This window comes from Acidimangrovimonas pyrenivorans, from assembly GCF_042643245.1.
GTDB classification, from domain to species: Bacteria; Pseudomonadota; Alphaproteobacteria; order Rhodobacterales; family Rhodobacteraceae; genus Acidimangrovimonas; species Acidimangrovimonas pyrenivorans.
On sequence record NZ_JBHRSK010000010.1, the window covers coordinates 66,009 to 82,417 of the forward strand.

Genomic DNA, 16,409 nt, shown 5'->3' on the forward strand with positions numbered 1-16,409 from the left:
ATGAGCAAGACGATACTGGTCACCGGCGGCGCCCGGTCCGGCAAGAGCCGGTTGGCGGAGGGGCTGGCGCAGGCGCTGGGCCCGCGGCCGGTCTATATCGCCACCTCCGAGGTGCATGACGACGAAATGGCGGCGCGGGTGGCGGCGCATCGCCACCGGCGCGGGCCGGAATGGCGGCTGATCGAGGCGCCGCTGGATCTGGTCGGCGCGCTGGAGGCGAGCGACGGCCCCGAGAACGGCGGCGGGCCGCGCCTCGTCGATTGCCTGACGCTGTGGCTGTCGAACCTCATGCTCGGCGGTCACGACTGGCGGGCCGCGGCCGGCGCGCTGGCCGAGGCGCTGGCGGCGCAATCGGCCCCGGTGGTGCTGGTCACCAACGAGGTCGGCGCCGGTATCGTGCCCGAGAATGCGCTCGCCCGTGCCTACCGCGACGCGGCGGGCCTTCTCAACCAGCAGATCGCCGCGGTTTGCGATGAAGTCCACATGGCCGTTTGCGGCCTGTCCCTGAAGGTGAAACCCCATGACTGACCGCCTCTTTCCGCTCTCGGCCCTTGCCGATCTCGGCGCGCTCGCCGCGGTGTTGCCCGGCCTCGACGCCGAGGCCGCCGAGGCCGCCCGCGCGCGCCAGAACGCGCTGACCAAGCCGCCCGGATCGCTCGGCCGGCTCGAGGAACTGGCGATCTTCATGGCGGGCTGGCACGGCAGGGAACGGCCCGGGATCGCCCGCGCGCAGGCGCTGGTCTTCGCGGGCAACCACGGCGTCTGCGCCCAGGGCGTGAACCCGTTCCCGCAGGAGGTCACGGCCCAGATGGTCGCCAATTTCGAGGCCGGGGGCGCGGCGATCAACCAGCTCTGCCGCGCGAACGGGGCGGCGCTGGAGGTGATCGCGCTCGATCTCGATCGTCCGACCGGCGATTTCACCCAGGGCCCGGCGATGAGCGAGGCCGAGTGCCTCGAGGCGCTCAACCGCGGCGCGGCGGCGGTCGATCCGCGGGCCGATGTGCTGATCCTGGGCGAGATGGGGATCGGGAACTCGACCGTCGCGGCGGCGCTGGCGGCGGCGGTGTTCGGCGGCGCGGTGGCCGACTGGACCGGGCCGGGGACGGGGTCGGATGCCGATGGCATGGCGCGCAAGATCGGCGCGATCGAACGCGGGTTGGAGCGCCACGCGGCGCTGCTTGCCGACGCGCCCCGGACGCTCGCCGCCCTCGGCGGGCGCGAGCAGGCGGCGATTTGCGGCGCGGTTCTGGCGGCGCGGGCCGCGCGGGTGCCGGTGATCCTCGACGGCTTCATCTGCACCGCGGCCGTCGCGCCGCTCCATGGCATCGATCCGGCGCTGCTCGATCACTGCCTCGTCGGCCATGTCAGCGCCGAGCCGGGCCACCGGCGGCTGCTCGAGGCGATGGGCAAGGCGCCGGTGCTGGCCTTCGACATGCGGTTGGGCGAGGGCTCGGGCGCGGCGCTGGCTCTGGGCATCCTGCGCTCTGCGCTCGCCTGTCACGACGGCATGGCGACCTTCGCCGAGGCCGGGGTTTCGGGGGGCGAGGTCTCGGGGGGCGAAGCTACGGCAGGTGAAGTTTCGGGGGGCGGGGGCTCCGCCGGATGACCCTGCGCGCCCGGGCCGCCGAGCTCCAGGTCGCGCTGATGCTGCTGACGCGGTTCCCCGCCGGCCGGATCGCCGGCCCGGCGCCTGGCCTGGCCGCGTCGGCCTGGGCCTGGCCGCTTGCCGGGCTGGCCGTCGGCGGCCTCTCGGCGCTGGTCTGGAGCGCGGCCTCCGGCCTTGGGCTTTCGCCGCTCGTCGCGGCGCTGCTGGCCGTCGCGGCGGCCGTCGTGGCGACCGGCGGCATGCATGAGGACGGGTTGGCCGACCTTGCCGACGGTTGCGGCGGCCGCGACCCGGCACGGCGGCTGGAGATCATGCGCGACAGCCGGATCGGCAGCTACGGGGTGCTGGCGCTGATCCTGAGCATCGGCCTTCGGGCCGCGGCGATGGCCGGGACCGCGCCCGGCGGGCGGGTCGTGCCGGCGCTGATCGCCCTGGCCGTCGCCAGCCGGGCGGGGATGGCGCTCTGGGCCCGGCTGCTGCCACCGGCGCGGAGCGACGGGCTGGGCCATGGCGCGGCGCGGATCGCTCCCGGCGCGGTGGCCGTCGCGCTCGGGCTGGCCGGCGCCGCGCTGCTGGCGCTGATGGCCGGCGCGGCTTTCCCCCTCGCTGTTGCGCTTCTTGCCGGAGGCGGAGCCGTCGCCGCCTTCGCGCGCTCCCGCATCGGCGGGCAGACGGGAGACGTGCTCGGCGCGGCGCAGCAGCTCGCGGAAATCTGCGGCTGGCTCGTTCTTGCCGCGCTGACCTGAGGGCTGCGCGATCCGGCGTGCGGCCGGCCGGAGCCTCTCCTGCCTCCCGATGACAGCACGGTCTTGCGGCCGATCGCTTGGCGGCCGGCAATCGTGCAGCCGGCCGGGCCGGTATCGGCGCCATTTCCGCCGCCCGGCGATCCAGACCCGAAACGATCAAGGCCGGCCCCGGCCGAGTTGTCGAACGCAGTCTCGCACAGGTTGTCACGTTGCCGTGGCGCGGACGCGACCCCGGGCCGCGCGCCGAGGAACGGGGCAAGGCGGCAGCGAAGGCTCGGTGACCGGCGCTCGGGCCCGAATTCCCAGCTCTGCCGGGCTCCGGCGACGGGGATCGGTGTCGGCGCGCCCCGCCGCCGCGCCGCATGGGCTGCTCACGGGCGCGCCGGGGCGGCAATCGGGGGGTGATCCACGTCAATGCTGCCCGGGCATCCTGGGGTCTAGCGCCGGTAGTTGCACGAACGCATCTCCGCCCGGGGCCGGCGTGGTCCACGCGTTCAAGCGCCAATCGCAAGGAGAACGGCATGTCACATACATCCTCATCCGGAGCGCCCGCGAAGACGCACCGCTTCTCGGTCTGGGGCGTCGCCCTGATGACCGCCGCCGCCGTCATCAGCCTGCGCGGCCTGCCGATGATGGCCAAGGAAGGGCTGACGATGTGGTTCTACATCGGTTTCGCCACGCTCTTCTTCCTGATCCCCGGCGCCTTCGTCTCGGCCGAGCTGGGCGGCATGTTCACCCGCGACAAGGGCGGCATCTACACCTGGCTCAAGGAGGCCTTCGGCGGGCCCTGGGGGCTCGCGGCCGTCTGGCTGCAATGGATCCAGAACGTCGTCTGGTACCCGGTGGCGCTCGGCTTCACCGCTGCGGCGCTGGCCTACATGTTCGGCGATCCGGCGCTGGCGTCGAACCATTTCTACAATTTCGGCGTCGTCATCGTCGTCTATTGGCTCGCCACCTTCGTCGCGCTTTTCGGCGAGAAATCCTATGGCAACGTCAGCCAGTGGCTCTTCGTCCTCGGCACGGTGCTGCCCGGGCTGTTCCTGATGGGGCTCGCCGTGGTGTGGATCGCGCTCGGCAACCCGATCGAGCTGATCCGGGCGACGGTCTCGACCGCCGACGCCGCCTCGGCCGCCGGGCATCAGGTGAACCCCTGGCTGCCGCAGATCTCGGGCCTCGGCTCGATCGCCTTCCTCGCCGGCACGGTGCTGCTGTTCGCCGGGGTCGAGGTCCAGGGCGTGCGCGCCAGCCAGATGGACAAGCCGGCGCGTGAATTCCCCGAGGCGATGATCCTTGCCGCGCTCATCATCTTCGTGCTGTTCACCTTCGGCTCGCTCGCCATCGCCACGATGTTCCCGGTCAAGGAACTCAGCCTGACCGCCGGCATCATGCAGGCCTACAAGGCGGCGCTGGACAAGCTCCAGATCGGCTGGGCGGTGCCCGTCGCGGCCGCGTTCCTCGCCGTCGGCGCGCTGGGGCAGATCGTCACCTGGATCGGCGGGCCCAGCCGGGCGCTGCTGCAGACCGCCGAGGACGGCGAGATCCCGCCCTCCTTCGCCGCCACCAACAGCGCCGGGGCGCCGAAGACCATCCTCGTCATCCAGGCGCTGATCGTCAGCGTGCTGGGGGCCTTCTACCTGATCTTCCCCAACCCCAGCGACGCCTTCTACCTGCTCAGCGCGATGACGGTCTCGCTCTACCTGCTGATGTACCTGATGATGTATGCCGCCGCGATCCGCCTGCGCTACAGCGCCCCCGAGGCAGAGCGCCATTTCCGCGTGCCCGGCGGCAAGCCGGGGATGTGGCTGATCGCGGGCTTCGGCTTCCTCGCCGTGCTGTTCGCGCTGGTCGTCTCGTTCTTCCCGCCGAGCCAGCTGCCGCTGGGCTCGCCCGATCTCTACACCGGCCTGGTGATCGGCGGCCTGATCGTCTTCGGCGGCGCGCCCTTCGTCATCCACATCCTGCGGCGGCCGGGATGGGCGCATCACATCGCCCCGCAGCACTGACATCCGCGGCGCGGCCCGTGCCCGGGCCGCGCCTCCCCCTCCCCGACGGAGCCCCCAAATGCCCCTTCACCGCAGAAACGACATCCGCGACGCCATTCTCGACGACATCTACGCCTCGTCCGACCTCTCGGTCTCGCTGCCCAAATACCGCATGCCGATGGCCGAGCGCGACCCGCGCCATGCCCATACGCTGGTCCATGACGAGCTGATGATGGACGGCAATGCGCGCCAGAACCTTGCCACCTTCTGCACCACCTGGATGGAGCCCGAGGCGCGGGCGCTGATGGCCGAGAGCATCGACAAGAACATGATCGACAAGGACGAATACCCCCAGACTGCCGAGATCGAGGCGCGCTGCGTCCATATCCTCGCCGATCTGTGGAACTCGCCCGCGGCGGCCGACACCATGGGCTGTTCCACCACCGGCTCGTCCGAGGCCGCGATGCTGGCCGGGATGGCGCTGAAATGGCGCTGGCGCGACAAGCGCCGGGCCGAGGGCAAGCCGACCGACCGTCCCAACCTCGTCACCGGGCCGGTCCAGGTCTGCTGGCACAAGTTCGCCCGCTACTGGGATGTCGAGCTGCGCGAGATCCCGATGGAAAAGGGCCGCCTGCTGATGACCCCCGAGGAGGCGGTCGCGCGCTGCGACGAGAACACCATCGGCGTGGTGCCGACCCTGGGCGTTACCTTCACCGGCCAGTACGAGGACGTCAAAGCGGTCGCCGCCGCGCTCGACACGCTGCAGGCCGAGACCGGGCTCGACATCCCGATCCATGTCGACGCGGCCTCGGGCGGCTTCCTCGCCCCCTTCGTCACGCCCGGGCTGGAATGGGATTTCCGCCTGGAGCGGGTGAAATCGATCAACGCCTCGGGCCACAAGTTCGGCCTCGCGCCGCTGGGCGTCGGCTGGGTGGTCTGGCGCGACGCCGCCGATCTGCCCGAGGATCTGGTCTTCCGGGTCAACTACCTCGGCGGCGACATGCCGACCTTCGCGCTGAACTTCTCGCGCCCGGGCGGCGAGATCATCGCGCAATACTACAACTTCATCCGCCTCGGGCGCGAGGGCTACCGCAAGGTCCAGCAGGCCTGCTACGACATCGCCTTCCGCCTGGCCGAGGCGATCGACAGGATGGGGCCGTTCGACGTCATCCATGACGGCGGCACGATGGGCATTCCGGCGGTCTCCTGGGCCTTCAAGCCCGGCACCGATCCCGGCTTCAGCCTCTATGACCTCGCCGACCGGCTGCGCAGCCGCGGCTGGCTGGTGCCGGCCTATGCGATGCCGCCCGAGCGCGAGGAACTCGTCGTCCAGCGCATCCTCGTGCGTCATGGTTTCAGCGAGGACATGGGCAACCTGCTGATCGAGGACATGCGCGCCGCGCTGACGCATTTCGAGAAGCACCCGGTGGGCGTGCCGCTGACCGCCTTCGAGACCGGCAGCTTCGACCATAGCGGCCGCTGACGCGACGCCGGGCGGATCTCGGCCGTCGGCCTGCGCGGCGCGCGCGCCCTGGTCCGTCGACCCGGATGATGCGGGCCGGCGGAGACGGCCCCCGCGCCGCCCCGGCCGCGCCGGTCAATCGCGGATGCGGGCCCCGTCGGCATCGAACAGGAACTGCCGCGCCGGGTCCGGCGTCAGGTGGACCGGCTCGGCGACCTCGAAACGGTGCTCGCCGAACAGCCGCACCGTCAGCAGCCCGTGCGGCTCGGTATGGACATAGACATTGGTCTCGCCGCCGAGATGCTCGACATGGCTGATCGTGCCGGGGATGCGCCCGGCCTCGCGGCTGATCTCGAGATGTTCGGGCCGGATGCCGACCGTCTCGCCCCGCATCTCCAGCGCCGCCGCCTTGAGGAAATTCATCTGCGGCGAGCCGATGAAGCCGGCGACGAAGGTGTTGGCGGGATCGTTGTAGAGCTCCATCGGCGCGCCGACCTGGGCGATGCGGCCGGCGTTGAGCACCACGATCCGGTCGGCCAGCGTCATCGCCTCGACCTGATCGTGGGTGACATAGATCATCGTCGCCCTGAGCTCGCGGTGCAGCCGGGCGATCTCGATCCGCGTGTGGACCCGCAGCGCCGCGTCGAGGTTCGACAGCGGCTCGTCGAACAGGAACAGCTTGGGCCGCCGCACCACCGCCCGGCCGATCGCCACCCGCTGGCGCTGGCCGCCCGACAGTTCCGACGGCCGCCGCTCCATCAGCGGTTCGAGCGACAGCATGGTCGCGACCCGCTCGACCGCCTGGCCGATCTCAGCCTTCGACTGCCCCGCCTGTTTCAGCGCCAGCCCCATGTTGTCGCGCACCGTCAGGTGCGGGTAGAGCGCGTAGCTCTGGAACACCATCGCGATCTCGCGCTTGGAGGGCGGCGCCAGGTTGACCCGGGCGCCGTCGATCTCGACATCGCCGCCCGAGACGTCCTCGAGCCCGGCGATCATTCGCAGCAGGGTGGACTTGCCGCAGCCCGAGGGGCCGACGAAGACGCAGAATTCGCCGTCCCGGACCTCGAGGTCGACCCCCTTGATCACGTCGACGGCGCCGAACGACTTGCGCAGATTGTTGAGTTTCAGGGCGCCCATGGGGCCTCCTTCAGGCTGATCGGGCGGCCGGTCTTCACGCTCTCGTCCGCGGCGAGGCAGATGGCGAGCGATTGCACGGCTTCCCGCATGTGTCGGGAGAGGTCGAGATCCTCGGTGATGGCGCGGGCGACGAAGGCCGCCTCGCGCTCGCACAGTTCCTGATGACCGGGCTCGTCGGCCATCGAGATGTCCCGGTCCTCGGCGCCGACGCGGTGAAGGCGCAGCATCGAGGTCCGGGTATGGGTGTCGATATCGTCCGAGCGGGCGCTTTCCGGCATCCGGATCGAGACCGCGCCGTTGGGGCTGACCACGTCCTTCACGAAGAAGGCGCTGTCGGACATCATCGGCCCCCAGCCGGCCTCGTACCAGCCCAGCGAGCCATCCTCGAACAGCACCTGGAAATGGCCGTAGTTATACATCTCCGGCGCGATCTCGTCGCTCAGGCGCAGGCCCATGCCGCGGACCTCGACCGCCTCGGTTCCGGCGATCTGGAGCATCACGTCGACGTAATGCACGCCGCAATCGACGATCGGCGGGGTGGTCCGCATCAGCGCCTTGTGCACCTCCCATGTCGGCCCCTTGGACTGCTGGTTGAGGTTGAGACGGAAGACGTAAGGTCCCCCTAGCCCCCGCGCCTCGGCGATCAGCCGCTGCCACGAGGGATGGTGGCGCAGGATGTAGCCGACGACCACCTTGCGCCCGGTCCGCGCGGCGCAGTCCGCCACCCGGCGGGCATCCGCGACCGTGGTCGCCAGCGGCTTCTCGACGAAGACATGCGCCCCCGCCTCCATCGCCGCGACGGCGAAATCGGCATGGCTGTCGGAGTAGGTGGCGATCGAGACCAGCTCGGGCTTCAGCCGCGCCAGGGCAGCGTGGAAATCCGCCGTCACCTCGTAGCCGGCCAGCGCCGGGTCGAGCTCCGGCGTCGAGCGGTTCACCAGCCCGACGATCTGGAAGGCGGGATCGCGGTGATAGGCCAGGGCGTGGCTGCGCCCCATGTTTCCCAGCCCTGCGACAAGTGTCCGGATCATTTCACGGCCCCCGCGGTGATGCCCCGGATCAGCTGGCGCGAGAAGATCAGGTACAGCACCAGCACCGGGAGGATGGCAAGAGAGAGCGAGGCCAGCACCGCGTTCCAGTTGGTCACGAACTGGCCGAGGAAGATCTGCGCGCCCAGGGTCACCGTCTTGACATGCTCGGCCGGCGCCAGGATCAGCGGGAACCACAGGTCGTTCCAGATCGGGATCATCGAGAAGACCGCGACCGTGGCCATCGCCGGCCGCACCAGCGGCAGCACCAGCCGGAAGAAGATGCGGTATTCCGACAGCCCGTCGATGCGGCCGGCGTTCTTGAGATCGTCCGAGACCGACTTCATGAACTCGCTCAGGATGAAGACCGCCAGCGGGATGCCCTGCGCGGTATAGACCAGGATCAGCGCGAACAGCGTGTTGACCAGGTGGCTGGCCACCATCATCTGCAGGATGGCGACGGTGCCGAGCCGGATCGGGATCATGATCCCGAGCGCGAGGTAGAGCCCCATCAGCGTGTTGCCGCGGAAGCGGTATTCCGACAGCGCGAAGGCGGCCATCGCCCCGAACAGCAGCACGAGGAACAGCGACGCCACCGTGACGACGAGGCTGTTCCAGAAATAGAGCGGGAAGTTGCCCTGTTGCAGCACGGTCTGGAAGCCGATCAGGTCGAAGGTCTCGCGCCCCGGCAATTGCAGCGGATGGGCAAAGATCGCCCGGCGCGACTTCATCGAGTTGATGACGATCACGAAGACCGGGAACAGCGCGATCACCGTATAGGTCAGCAGGATCGCGTGGGCGGCGGCGGTGCGGGGCAGCGAGGATCTGGCGCGGTGGCTCATCGTGTCACCTCAGAACTGGTAGCGACGCAGCCGCCGCTGGATGCCGAACAGGTAGAGGCAGACCCCCGCCAGGATGATCGCGAACATCACCGTGGCGATGGTCGCCCCCATGTTGGGATCGCCGAGCTGGAGCTGGAAGCCGAAGAAGGTCCGGTAGAGGAAGGTGCCGAGGATATCGGTCGAGAAATTCGGCCCCGCCAGCGCCCCCTGGGCGACGTAGATCAGGTCGAAGGCGTTGAAATTGCCGACGAAGGTCAGGATCGAGATGATCCCGATCGAGGGCAGGATCAGCGGCAGCTTGATCTTCCAGAACTGGCTCATGCCGGTGATGCCGTCCATCTCGGCGGCCTCGATCACCTCGTCGGGGATCGACAGCAGCGCGGCGTAGATCAGCATCATCGGGATGCCGATGAACTGCCAGACCGAGATCAGCGCGATCGTGGTCAGCGCGTAATGGGGATCGCCGAGCCAGGGCGCGAACCAATGGCGCAGCCCGACCGCTTTCAACAGGTCCGGCGCGATCCCCCAGAGCGGCGACAGGATCAGCTTCCAGACGAAGCCGACGATGACGAAGCTCAGGATCGTCGGCACGAAGATCGCGGTGCGGTAGGCCGCGGCGAAACGCAGCCGCGGCGAGGACAGCAGCGCCGCCAGGCCGATCCCGATCGGGTTCTGCACCGCCATGTTGACGATGAAGAACCAGGTGTTGTTCCACAGCGCGTTCCAGAACTGTCCCGACCAGTTCGGATCGCCGAACAGCGTGGCGAAATTGCCGAAACCGACGAAATGCGTGACCTTGTCGACCGCCCGGTAGAGCGACAGGTCGAGCGTCGCGAATAGCGGGATGATCATGATCGCGGTGTAGACGGTCAGTGCCGGCGCCAGGAACACGGCGATATGCCAGCGCACGGGCTTTCGTTCAGCCATGCCCCTTCTCCTTCATCTTCACGCAAATATCCCCGGGGGAATGTGGGGGGAGGGTGGGGGGCAGACAGCCCCCCGCCGCAGGCGGACCGGGGGGCAGCCGCGCCCCGGTCCGCCCTCGGGCCCTTACTGCTGCGGCTTGTACCAGCTCGCCAGGTCCTTCTGCAGCTTCTCGGCCGCGGCCTCGGGCGTCTCGGTGCCGTTGATCACGTTGGCCGAGGCCGCCCAGAGCGCGTTCTCGAGGTTCGGCGTCCCGCGCGACAGGATCTGGTAGGTGTAGCGCATCGTCGACTTGCAGCCCTGGCGCCAGCTCAGGAACTCGTTGGCCAGCGGGTCCTTGATCGTCACCTTCTCGCTGGTCAGCGGGAAGAAGCCGGGCAGCGCGTTGCCGTAGATCTCGGCGAATTGCTGCGAGCCGACCCATTTCAGGAAGGTCATCGCCGCTTCCTTGTGCTTCGAGGCGGCGTTCAGCCCCATCGCGTGGTCCGGCTGGTCGGAGATGTAGCACTGGTCGCCCGCCTTCGGCACCGGCGGCGGGAAGGCGCCCATCTTGAAGTCGGCATTCGCCTCGAAGCCCGAGATCTCCCACGAGCCGGCGGGATAGATCGCGGCGCGGCCGAGGGTGAACAGGTTCTGGCTGTCGGGATAGGTCTGGGCCTTGAAGCCGTCGCCCATGTAGGGCGCCCATTTGGCGAGCTGCTTGAACGGCTCGACCCATTGCGGATCGGTCAGCTTCTGGCTGCCGTCGATGATCGCCTTGCGGCCGGCCTCGCCCTGCCAGTAGTTCGGGCCGATATTCTCGTAGCCCATGGTCGCGGCCTCCCACTGGTCGTGGGTGCCCATGGCGAGCGGGATGTAGCTGCCGTCCTTCTTGATCTTGTCGAGATCGGCATAGAAGGCGTCGACGGTCTTGGGCGGGGTCAGGCCCAGCTCCTTGAAGGCGTCGGCATTGTAGATGAAGCCGTGGATCACGCTGGCCATCGGCACGCAGAAGGTGTGCTTGCCGTCATCGGTCTGCCAGGCGGCCTTGGCGACATCCGAGAAGTTCTTCATCACCGCCATGTCGGACAGGTCCGCCAGCTTGCCCTTCTGGTAGAGGCCGAGCGAGGCGTCGAAGGGCCGGCAGGTGATCAGGTCGCCCGCGGTGCCGGCGTCGAGCTTGGAGTTCAGCGCGGCGTTGTATTCGGTCGGCGCCGAGGGGGCGAACACCACCTTGATGTCGGGATGGGCCTTCTCGAAGGCCGGGATGATCTGTTGCTGCCAGACGGTCAGATCGTCGTTGCGCCAGCTCTCGATGGTGATCGTGGTCTCGGCCCAGGCCGCGGTGCCGCTCAGCAGCATCCCGGCCAGCGCAAGGCTGATGGGTGTCTTCATGCGTTGTCTCCCTGTTGTCGCCCCTCGTTGGCTAGCCCGTGCCGGGCGGGGCCTATGGTTACGGTTTGGTCAATTCCTCCAGGGCGGGACCCAGATGCCCGCGATGGCTCTTCAGCAGGGCCTCGGCCCTTTCCGGTGCGGCCCCGGCGGCCAGCAGCACGGCCAGCTTCACCGCCCCGCCGCTCTCGGCCAGCGCGTCCCGCGCGCGGGCCTCGCCGGCCCCGGAGATCGCGGCGACGATCCGCGCCGCGCGGTCGCGAAGCTTGGCATTGTCGGCCCGGACATTGACCATGTAGCCGTCATGGACATGGCCCAGCCGCAGCCCGAGCAGGGTCGAGAACAGGTTCAGCGCGATCTTCTGCGCCGTGCCCGCCGCCATCCGGGTCGAACCGGCGACGACCTCGGGCCCGGTGTCGAGCAGCACCGGGACGTCGGCCGCCGCGAGCAGCGGACTGCCGGCGACATTGGCCAGCGCGACGACCTTCGCCCCAGCCGCCGCGAAGCCACGGGCCGCCGCGAGCGTATAGGGCGTGCGGCCCGAGGCCGAGACGCAGACCGCCACGTCGCCGGCATCGGGGCGCAGCGCCGCCAGATCGGCCACGGCCTGCGCCGGGTCATCCTCGGACGCGCCCNTGCGGCCCGAGGCCGAGACGCAGACCGCCACGTCGCCGGCATCGGGGCGCAGCGCCGCCAGATCGGCCACGGCCTGCGCCGGGTCATCCTCGGACGCGCCCTCGAGATGCAGCAGCGCCGCGCTGCCGCCGGCGAAGAGCATCGGCGTGCGGGCGGGCGGGATGCCGAAAGTGCCGGACAGCTCGAGCCGGTCGGCCAGCGCCATCAGCCCGGAACTGCCGGCGCCGACATAGGCCAGCCGCCCCGTCCCGCCAAGCGCCCCGGCCGCCAGTTCGGCGGCCCGGGCGAGCGCGGCAAAGGCCGGCTCGAGCGCCCGGGCCGAGGCGATCTGGGCGGCGTAGAGGCGCCGCAGCGCCTCTTCCGGCGCCGCCTGTTGCAGCCCGCTTGCGGCATGATGTCTGTGCTCGGTGGTGGCAGCCATCCGAATCTCCCTTCGCCAGAAAGAATGCCAAACTAATACCAATTTGCCAAACACTTTCGTAAATTCCTAGTTATTCAACATAAATCTCCTTCTTCTTGCGGAATGGTATTATTTTGGTATTCTTTCTGGCGAAGGGAGTCGTCATGCCGTTTCTGCTGGGAATCGACGGGGGAGGCACCGGGTGCCGCGCGGTCCTGGCCGACGCGGCCGGCCGCATCCTCGGCCAGGGCCGCTCCGGCCCGGCCAATATCGTCACCGATCTTGAAGGCGCCCGCGGCAGCATCCTCGCGGCGGCGGGGCAGGCCGGGGCGGAGGCCGGTGTGGAGGTCTCCGCCGTGCATGCGGTGCTCGGCCTCGCCGGGGCCAACCTGCCCGACTATGCCCGCCGTCTTGCCGCGTTGCTGCCCTTCGCGCGCAGCCGCATCGTCAGCGACGCGGTCATCGCCCTCAAGGGCGCGCTGGGCGAGGCCGATGGCGTCGTCGCCACGATCGGCACCGGCTCGGTCTTCGCCGGCCAGTCCTCCGGCCGGGTCAGCCAGATCGGCGGCTGGGGCTTCCAGCTCGGCGACGAGGCCTCGGGGGCCTGGCTCGGCCGGGCGCTGCTGGCCCGGGCGCTGCATGCCGCCGACGGGCTGGTCGAGACCTCGCCGCTGCTGGCCGCGCTGAGCGGGGAGATGGGCGGCCCGGAGGCGATCGTCGATTTCGCCCGCAGCGCCAGCCCCGCCGATTTCGGCCGCCACGCCCCGCGCCTGTTCGACACCGACGATGCCGCCGCGACGGCGATCCTGGCGCAGGCGGATGCCTGGATCGCCCGCTGCATCGACCGCCTCGCGGCGGGGCCCGCGGCCCAGGTGACCTTTCTCGGCGGGCTCGGGCCGCTGTTCGCCGCCCGCCTCGCGCCGCGCTACGGCGCGCGCCTCCGCCCCGCCCGGGGCAGCGCGCTGGACGGCGCCCTGCTGCTGGCCCGGCAGGAGGGGCAGCCATGAGCGACCTTTTCAGCCCCGAGGGGTTCGACGACGCGGGCAAGGGGCCGCTCTACCGCCAGCTGGCGCGCCGGATCGGCGACGGCATCGCCTCGGGCGCGCTCCAGCCGGGCGAGAGCCTGCCGCCGGAACGCGACATGGCCGCCATGACCGGGCTGTCGCGCGTCACCGTGCGCAAGGCGGTCCAGTCCCTCGTCGCCTCGGGCGACCTGGTCCAGCGCCGGGGCTCGGGCACCTATGTCGCGCCGCGCGTCGAGCGCCTCGAACAGGCGCTGTCGCTGCTGACCTCGTTCAGCGAGGACATGCGCCGCCGCGGCAAGGCGGCGCGCTCGGTCTGGCTCGACCGCTCGCTGCACACGCCGACACCGGACGAGGTCATGGTGCTGGGCCTCAAGGCGCATGACCGGGTCGCCCGGCTGGCCCGGGTCCGCCTTGCCGACGGCGTGCCGCTGGCGATCGAGCGGGCCAGCCTGCCGGCGGCGCTGCTGCCCGATCCGGAGGCGGTCGAGAGCTCGCTCTACGCCCATCTCGAGACAAATGGCCTGCGCCCGGTGCGCGCGGTCCAGCGCCTGTCGGCGGTCAATATCGGCCCGGCCGATGCCGAGCTGCTGGAGCTGCCGCCCGGCGCCGCCTGCCTGCGGATCGAGCGCATCGCCTATCTGGCCTCGGGGGCGACGGCCGAATACACGCTGTCGCTCTACCGGGGCGACGCCTACGACTTCGCCGCCGAGCTGCGTCTTGCCGGCGACTCTCAGGGAGACACGCCATGACAACCCATATGCAGGCCGAGGTGGCGGAAATTCCCGCCGCCGCCGCCCGCTTCCTGTCCGCCATGTCCGGCGCCGCCGCCGAGGCCGGCGCGGCGCTCCGCGCCCGCGACCCGAACGTGATCGTCACCGTCGCGCGCGGCTCCTCGGACCATGCGGCAAGCTACCTGAAATACGCCATCGAGCTGACCGCCGGGGTGCCCGTCGCCTCGGTCGGCCCCTCGATCGCCTCGGTCTATGGCCGCCGGCTCAAGCTCGGCCAAGCGGCCTGCCTCGGGATCTCGCAATCGGGCCAGAGCCCGGACATCGTCGAGATGATGAGGAGCGCCGGGCAGAGCGGGGCGCTGACGCTGGCGCTGACCAATGTCGAGGGCGCGCCGCTCGCCGCTGCCGCGGGCCATGCCCTGGCGCTGAATGCCGGCGAGGAGAAGAGCGTCGCCGCCACCAAGACCTTCGTCAACTCGGTCGTCGCCGGGCTGCTGCTGCTGGCCGAGTGGCAAGAGGACGACGCCCTGCGCGCCGCCATCCGCGACCTGCCCGAGGCCTTCGGCAAGGCGCTCGCCTGCGACTGGGCGGCGCTTGCCGACCGCCTGGTCCGGGCGCAGTCGCTCTATGTCCTCGGGCGCGGACCGGGCTTCGCCATCGCCAGCGAAATGGCGCTGAAATGCAAGGAGACCTCGGGCCTGCATGCCGAGGCCTATTCCGCCGCCGAGGTCCTGCATGGCCCCGCCGCGATCGTCCAGGACCGGTTCCCGGTGCTGGCGCTGGCGGTCGAGGACGCGGCCCGGCCCGGCGTCGTCGAGACCGCCGAGCGGCTGGCGCGGCAGGGGGCGGACAGCTTCCTCACCGGCGCGGGCGCCGCCGCCCCGGTGCACGCGCTGCCCACCGTCTCGGGCCTGCACCCGCTGGTGGCGCCGCTCGCCCTCGTCGTCAGCTTCTACGCCTTCATCGAGGCACTCGCCCGCCGGCGCGGCTTCGACCCCGACAAGCCGCCGCATCTGAACAAAGTGACGGAGACGGTATGAGCCGCAAGATCCTCACCGGTGCCCGCATCTTCGACGGCGACAGCCTGCGCGACGGGCATGCGCTGGTGCTCGACGGTGCCACGATCACGGCCCTCGTGCCGGAGGCCGAGGCCCCCGAGGGCCCGCGCGAGGCGCTGCCGGGCGGCATCATCGCGCCGGGCCTCGTCGACCTGCAGGTGAACGGCGGCGGCGGCACCATGCTGGGCACGGAACCGGGCGTCGAGGAAATCGCCACGATCTGCGCCGCCCACCGCGCCCTCGGCACGTTGCATCTGACCCCGACCCTGATCACCGACACGCCGGAAGCCACGGCGCAGGTCCTGGCCGCCGGCATCGCCGCCGCCCGCGCCGGCGTGCCGGGGTTCGCCGGGCTCCATATCGAGGGGCCGCATCTCGATCCGCGCCGCAAGGGTGCCCACGATCCCGCCCTGATTCGGCCGATGGAAGCCGAGGATCTCGACCTGCTGTGCCGGTCGGCGGCCGAACTGCCCTCGCTGATGGTGACCCTCGCCCCCGAGTCCGTGACCGTCGAGCAGATCGCCACCCTCGCCGGCGCGGGCGTCACCGTCAGCCTTGGCCATACCGATACCGGCCTTGCCGGCGCCCGCGCCGCCTATGCCGCCGGCGCCCGCTGTACGACCCACCTGTTCAACGCCATGAGCCAGCTCGGCAATCGCGAGCCGGGCCTGGTCGGCGCGGCGCTCGACAGCGAAAGCGCCTATGCCGGGATGATCGCCGATGGCATCCATGTCGCCCCCGAGGCGTTGCGCATCGCCATCGCCGCCAAGCGCGGTGCCGACCGGCTGTTCCTGGTCACCGACGCGATGGCTCCGGCGGGCACGGCGATGACCGAGTTCACCCTCGGCGGCCGCACCATCCTGCGCCGCGATGGTCGCCTGACCCTGGCCGACGGCACCCTGGCCGGGGCCGATGTCACCCTGCCGGCGGCACTGGGCGTGATCACCGGCAAGGTCGGCCTCGCCCCGGAGGCGGCGCTGCGGATGGCCACGGCCGTCCCCGCCGCCTGCATCGGCGCGGGCGCCGAGCTGGGCCGCATCGCGCCCGGCCGCAGCGCCGATCTGGTGCACCTGACCGAGGAGATGGCGCTGCGCCGCGTCTGGGTTTCCGGCGCGCCGCTCTGACCGGCGCGGCCGGGCCTTCCCGCCGCCGCGGCGCCCCGGTCGAGGCGACGGCTCGGCCTTCCGCTTCCCGGCCTGTGCGTTTCGACCGGCCGGGGGGCTTGCAGGGTCCGGCGAGGCCGCCGATGCGCAGGCCGATGAATCCGGCAAAACCCTTGGTTTCCTCCGCGCGCGACAGTATAGGGTCGCCCCTGTCGATCCGGCTTTCCTTCGCACGCGCCCATGGCCCGGCGTCGCCGCGCCGGCGAAGGGTCTCGTTGGCGGGCTTCCGCTCGTGCCTGATCCCGCGCTGCCAGGAGGGGTGAGGAAGGCTTCGTGATCGTCGCCGAAATCCTGTGCG

General features: G+C 70.6%; 15 protein-coding genes. 9 read left to right on the forward strand and 6 right to left on the reverse strand.

Annotated features, from left to right (window positions below):
- From cobU to ACFOES_RS13475, 5 genes are all read left to right on the forward strand, one after another.
- Complete coding sequence (gene cobU / locus ACFOES_RS13455) at positions 1 to 528, forward strand: bifunctional adenosylcobinamide kinase/adenosylcobinamide-phosphate guanylyltransferase (RefSeq protein ID WP_377833813.1); 528 nt, start codon at positions 1 to 3, stop codon at positions 526 to 528.
- A complete protein-coding gene (gene cobT / locus ACFOES_RS13460; protein WP_377833814.1) occupies positions 521 to 1,606 on the forward strand; it encodes a nicotinate-nucleotide--dimethylbenzimidazole phosphoribosyltransferase in 1,086 nt (361 codons plus the stop codon). The genes cobU and cobT overlap by 8 nt, the downstream gene beginning before the upstream one ends.
- On the forward strand, positions 1,603 to 2,352 hold the full coding sequence (locus tag ACFOES_RS13465) for an adenosylcobinamide-GDP ribazoletransferase (RefSeq protein WP_377833815.1): 750 nt from the start codon (positions 1,603 to 1,605) through the stop codon (positions 2,350 to 2,352). Before cobT ends, ACFOES_RS13465 begins: the two co-directional genes overlap by 4 nt.
- A 521-nt stretch (positions 2,353 to 2,873) precedes the next feature.
- Positions 2,874 to 4,355: an amino acid permease gene (locus tag ACFOES_RS13470; RefSeq protein ID WP_377833816.1), complete on the forward strand. Its 1,482-nt coding sequence runs from the start codon at positions 2,874 to 2,876 to the stop codon at positions 4,353 to 4,355.
- A 58-nt stretch (positions 4,356 to 4,413) separates the two neighbouring features.
- Positions 4,414 to 5,817 carry a glutamate decarboxylase gene (locus ACFOES_RS13475; protein ID WP_377833817.1) on the forward strand — a complete coding sequence of 468 codons (1,404 nt, stop codon included), beginning with the start codon at positions 4,414 to 4,416 and terminating at the stop codon, positions 5,815 to 5,817.
- A gap of 114 nt (positions 5,818 to 5,931) precedes the next feature.
- Here ACFOES_RS13475 and ACFOES_RS13480 read toward each other — a convergent pair whose 3' ends face one another.
- The 6 genes from ACFOES_RS13480 to ACFOES_RS13505 form a co-directional block, all read right to left on the reverse strand.
- Positions 5,932 to 6,933, reverse strand: coding sequence for an ABC transporter ATP-binding protein (locus tag ACFOES_RS13480; protein ID WP_377833818.1), 1,002 nt, complete (start codon positions 6,931 to 6,933; stop codon positions 5,932 to 5,934).
- A complete protein-coding gene (locus tag ACFOES_RS13485; protein WP_377833819.1) occupies positions 6,921 to 7,964 on the reverse strand; it encodes a Gfo/Idh/MocA family protein in 1,044 nt (347 codons plus the stop codon). The genes ACFOES_RS13480 and ACFOES_RS13485 overlap by 13 nt, the downstream gene beginning before the upstream one ends.
- The gene (locus ACFOES_RS13490; protein ID WP_377833820.1) at positions 7,961 to 8,803 is read right to left on the reverse strand and encodes a carbohydrate ABC transporter permease; all 843 of its coding nucleotides are present in this window, start codon (positions 8,801 to 8,803) and stop codon (positions 7,961 to 7,963) included. The genes ACFOES_RS13485 and ACFOES_RS13490 overlap by 4 nt, the downstream gene beginning before the upstream one ends.
- Positions 8,804 to 8,812: 9 nt before the next feature.
- Positions 8,813 to 9,730 (reverse strand): carbohydrate ABC transporter permease, encoded by a 918-nt coding sequence (locus ACFOES_RS13495; RefSeq protein WP_377833821.1) that lies wholly within the window; start codon positions 9,728 to 9,730, stop codon positions 8,813 to 8,815.
- Positions 9,731 to 9,853: 123 nt separating this feature from the next.
- Positions 9,854 to 11,101 (reverse strand): ABC transporter substrate-binding protein, encoded by a 1,248-nt coding sequence (locus tag ACFOES_RS13500; protein ID WP_377833822.1) that lies wholly within the window; start codon positions 11,099 to 11,101, stop codon positions 9,854 to 9,856.
- Between the two features lie 58 nt (positions 11,102 to 11,159).
- Complete coding sequence (locus tag ACFOES_RS13505; RefSeq protein ID WP_377833823.1) at positions 11,160 to 12,155, reverse strand: N-acetylmuramic acid 6-phosphate etherase; 996 nt, start codon at positions 12,153 to 12,155, stop codon at positions 11,160 to 11,162.
- Positions 12,156 to 12,298: 143 nt separating this feature from the next.
- On the opposite strand from ACFOES_RS13505, the gene ACFOES_RS13510 reads away from it, so the two are divergent.
- Genes ACFOES_RS13510 through nagA form a run of 4 tightly spaced genes read left to right on the forward strand, consistent with a single transcriptional unit; the run spans position 12,299 to position 16,072 of the window.
- On the forward strand, positions 12,299 to 13,141 hold the full coding sequence (locus tag ACFOES_RS13510) for a BadF/BadG/BcrA/BcrD ATPase family protein (protein WP_377833824.1): 843 nt from the start codon (positions 12,299 to 12,301) through the stop codon (positions 13,139 to 13,141).
- Complete coding sequence (locus ACFOES_RS13515) at positions 13,138 to 13,908, forward strand: GntR family transcriptional regulator (RefSeq protein WP_377833825.1); 771 nt, start codon at positions 13,138 to 13,140, stop codon at positions 13,906 to 13,908. The genes ACFOES_RS13510 and ACFOES_RS13515 overlap by 4 nt, the downstream gene beginning before the upstream one ends.
- Positions 13,905 to 14,930 carry an SIS domain-containing protein gene (locus ACFOES_RS13520; RefSeq protein ID WP_377833826.1) on the forward strand — a complete coding sequence of 342 codons (1,026 nt, stop codon included), beginning with the start codon at positions 13,905 to 13,907 and terminating at the stop codon, positions 14,928 to 14,930. Before ACFOES_RS13515 ends, ACFOES_RS13520 begins: the two co-directional genes overlap by 4 nt.
- Complete coding sequence (nagA, locus tag ACFOES_RS13525; protein WP_377833827.1) at positions 14,927 to 16,072, forward strand: N-acetylglucosamine-6-phosphate deacetylase; 1,146 nt, start codon at positions 14,927 to 14,929, stop codon at positions 16,070 to 16,072. The genes ACFOES_RS13520 and nagA overlap by 4 nt, the downstream gene beginning before the upstream one ends.
- Positions 16,073 to 16,409: the final 337 nt, after the last annotated feature.

Excerpts from the sequence above, each read along its gene's own strand:
- cobU (WP_377833813.1), top strand. The coding sequence starts at position 1 with ATGAGCAAGACGATACTGGTCACCGGCGGCGCCCGGTCCGGCAAGAGC.
- cobT (WP_377833814.1), top strand. The coding sequence starts at position 521 with ATGACTGACCGCCTCTTTCCGCTCTCGGCCCTTGCCGATCTCGGCGCG.
- ACFOES_RS13465 (WP_377833815.1), top strand. The coding sequence starts at position 1,603 with ATGACCCTGCGCGCCCGGGCCGCCGAGCTCCAGGTCGCGCTGATGCTG.
- ACFOES_RS13470 (WP_377833816.1), top strand. The coding sequence starts at position 2,874 with ATGTCACATACATCCTCATCCGGAGCGCCCGCGAAGACGCACCGCTTC.
- ACFOES_RS13475 (WP_377833817.1), top strand. The coding sequence starts at position 4,414 with ATGCCCCTTCACCGCAGAAACGACATCCGCGACGCCATTCTCGACGAC.
- ACFOES_RS13480 (WP_377833818.1), bottom strand. The coding sequence starts at position 6,933 with ATGGGCGCCCTGAAACTCAACAATCTGCGCAAGTCGTTCGGCGCCGTC.
- ACFOES_RS13485 (WP_377833819.1), bottom strand. The coding sequence starts at position 7,964 with ATGATCCGGACACTTGTCGCAGGGCTGGGAAACATGGGGCGCAGCCAC.
- ACFOES_RS13490 (WP_377833820.1), bottom strand. The coding sequence starts at position 8,803 with ATGAGCCACCGCGCCAGATCCTCGCTGCCCCGCACCGCCGCCGCCCAC.
- ACFOES_RS13495 (WP_377833821.1), bottom strand. The coding sequence starts at position 9,730 with ATGGCTGAACGAAAGCCCGTGCGCTGGCATATCGCCGTGTTCCTGGCG.
- ACFOES_RS13500 (WP_377833822.1), bottom strand. The coding sequence starts at position 11,101 with ATGAAGACACCCATCAGCCTTGCGCTGGCCGGGATGCTGCTGAGCGGC.
- ACFOES_RS13510 (WP_377833824.1), top strand. The coding sequence starts at position 12,299 with ATGCCGTTTCTGCTGGGAATCGACGGGGGAGGCACCGGGTGCCGCGCG.
- ACFOES_RS13515 (WP_377833825.1), top strand. The coding sequence starts at position 13,138 with ATGAGCGACCTTTTCAGCCCCGAGGGGTTCGACGACGCGGGCAAGGGG.
- ACFOES_RS13520 (WP_377833826.1), top strand. The coding sequence starts at position 13,905 with ATGACAACCCATATGCAGGCCGAGGTGGCGGAAATTCCCGCCGCCGCC.
- nagA (WP_377833827.1), top strand. The coding sequence starts at position 14,927 with ATGAGCCGCAAGATCCTCACCGGTGCCCGCATCTTCGACGGCGACAGC.